This is a genomic window from Dietzia sp. DQ11-71 (genome assembly GCF_014144995.1).
Taxonomy (GTDB): domain Bacteria; phylum Actinomycetota; class Actinomycetes; order Mycobacteriales; family Mycobacteriaceae; genus Dietzia; species Dietzia kunjamensis.
Window position 1 is genome coordinate 1 of the sequence record NZ_JAALDT010000308.1, and the last position, 1927, is coordinate 1927.

Consider the following 1927-nt stretch of genomic DNA (forward strand, 5'->3'; position numbering starts at 1 on the left):
GCCTTGTGCGAGCCCAAAGCGCTGCGCTACCGCTTCCTCCACGTGGCAGCCCGGCTGGTCCGAAGCGGCCGACGGCGGCGCGTGAAGATTCCCGAAACGTGGCCCTGGGCCACCGCCATCGTCGCAGTGTTCAACACGATCGCCGCGATACCCAAACCCGCCTGACCTCACCTGCCCGCCCTCGACAGCACCACCGGAGACCCGCCCACCGGCAGCGCCAGCCGGCACTCCTGCACGCCCACCCACGAATTCGATCCCGCCGTCACCCGACAGCAGCAGTCCTCACGCTCCGTGAATCTGGACCGTTCCCGCTCTGGTGGACACCCGGAGATGAGCGGTGAGTTCCCCCAAGATAGAGGGAGCGGATTATGGGATCTACTCGTCGGAGCTTCACTGCCGAGTACAAGGCCAACGCGGTAAGTTTGGTCATCGATGATGGCCGTGCGATCGCCGAAGTTGCACGCAGTATCGGCGTTCACGAGATGACGTTGGGGAAATGGGTGAAGAAGACTCGAGACGAGGGAAACGGTGAGTCTGACCGCCCGTTGAATGAGGACGAGCGGGCGGAACTCGAGCGCCTTCGCGAAGAAGTGAAGCACGCCCGGATGGAGGTGGAGTTCGCAAAAAAAGTAGCGACCTGGTTCGCGAAAGACCCGCGGTGAAATTCGCGGCTATCGCGGACTGGGCTGAATCCGATTCATATCCGGTCACGTTCATGTGTGCTCAACTCGGCGTATCGACTTCTGGCTACTACAAGTGGCGCGGCAAGTCGCGCTCAGCTCGAGACCTCCGAGACGACGAGTTAACAGCGCTGATCGAGTACCACTACGAGCACCTCAACGGCCGTCCCGGCGTTCGGCGCATGCGTGCGGAACTCGCCGCCGGCGGCCACCGGGTCTCGCACAAGCGGGTGTGGCGGCTCATGAAGGTCGCAGGTCTGGAAGGCCGCCACCCGAAGGCGTGGAAACGCACCACCGTCGCCGGAGACAGCCCCGTTGGGGCACCTGACCTCATCGGCCGCGACTTCACGGCGGCCGAGGCGAACACCAAATGGTGCGGCGATATTACTTACGTACGGACCTGGAACGGCTGGGCGTACCTGGCCACCGTCATCGATCTGCACTCCCGGATGGTCGTCGGATGGGCCGTGGCCGACCACATGCGAACCGAGCTGGTCACCGACGCACTGGACATGGCCATCGCTCGTCGTCGACCACCCGGAAAAGTCATATTCCACAGCGATCGCGGAACTCAATACACGTCCACCGACTTCGATAAGTACTGCACGAAAAACAATATCCGACGATCATTGGGGCGCACTGGCATTTGTTTCGACAACGCGGTCGCAGAATCATTCTTCGCGAGCTACAAGAAGGAACTCATTCACACGCGCCCGTGGCCCACTCTAAAAGCACTCAAAAAGAGCACATTCACCTGGATTGAGGAGTACTACAATAGGGCCCGACGACATTCCACACTGGGCTATTTGACACCAGCCGAGTTTGAACTAGGATTCAGAGACATATACGAACTCGCCGCTTAATTGCAGTGGCCACTTTAGCGGGAACACTCCAATCAGCGGGGTTAGTTCGATCAAGCTCGTCCCATGCGCACCCGCGTGGTGATGGACATGCCGGGGGGCCTGGTACCGGCGGTGTTCCTGTGGATCCTTGGGTTCGGGGACGAGTCCGGCTACGAGTGGCTGCAACACATCCGTAGGACTCGCCCTGAACGGTCACGCTCTTATAAGGTGCATCGACGACGTCAACGCGCAGACCGCCCGTTCGGACTCGGTGCACGGCCGCTAGCTGCGGCCGGCATTGAACTTCGACGACGACGAGGGCCTGCAGCTCGCGAGGACGAGCCGCAGCAACTACAGAGAAACCCACCTAGCCCCGCTGATTCACGGGCCGGTGTGACTGCTGCT

At 61.2% G+C, this 1927-nt stretch carries 2 protein-coding genes and 1 pseudogene; all 3 read left to right on the plus strand.

Going from position 1 to position 1927, the window contains the following annotated elements:
• Positions 1-165 (plus strand): annotated as a pseudogene (locus tag G6023_RS16380) (IS1380 family transposase); the annotation flags it as partial.
• Between the two features lie 203 nt (positions 166-368).
• Complete coding sequence (locus G6023_RS15755) at positions 369-662, plus strand: transposase (RefSeq protein ID WP_006898371.1); 294 nt, start codon at positions 369-371, stop codon at positions 660-662.
• On the plus strand, positions 659-1543 hold the full coding sequence (locus G6023_RS11185; RefSeq protein ID WP_204650704.1) for an IS3 family transposase: 885 nt from the start codon (positions 659-661) through the stop codon (positions 1541-1543). The genes G6023_RS15755 and G6023_RS11185 overlap by 4 nt, the downstream gene beginning before the upstream one ends.
• Positions 1544-1927: the final 384 nt, after the last annotated feature.

Coding starts and splice junctions, on each gene's coding strand:
- G6023_RS15755 (WP_006898371.1), top strand. CDS start 369: ATGGGATCTACTCGTCGGAGCTTCACTGCCGAGTACAAGGCCAACGCG.